General features: G+C 76.4%; 1 protein-coding gene. It reads left to right on the forward strand.

What is annotated here, in order from left to right; translation table 11 throughout:
• Positions 1–335, forward strand: a 335-nt coding sequence (locus EIK80_RS25250) for a terminase large subunit domain-containing protein (protein ID WP_199743631.1), incomplete at both ends; no start/stop codon positions are given.

The raw sequence follows: 335 nt of genomic DNA on the forward strand, positions 1-335 counted from the left end.
CGTCTGGTCGTCACCTCGACGCCCCGGCCGATCCGGGCGCTGAAGACCCTGATCGCCGAACCCGGCGTGGCCATGACCCGGGCCGGGACCAGCGCCAACGCCGGCAACCTGGCGCCGGCGTTCCTGCGGACGCTGGAGACCCTCTACGGCGGCACGCGGCTGGCAGCCCAGGAGCTGGACGGGATCATCGTCGAGACCGACGGCGGCCTGTTCCGGGCCGAGGACCGAGCGCGCTGCCGGGCGGCCAAGCCCGCGCGCCTCGACCGCGTGGTGGTGGCGGTGGATCCGCCGGCGACCGCGACCGGCGGCGCCTGCGGGATCGTGGTGGTCGGCCG

Origin of the sequence: Caulobacter sp. 602-1 (assembly GCF_003931565.1) — a bacterium.
Lineage (GTDB): Bacteria > Pseudomonadota > Alphaproteobacteria > Caulobacterales > Caulobacteraceae > Caulobacter.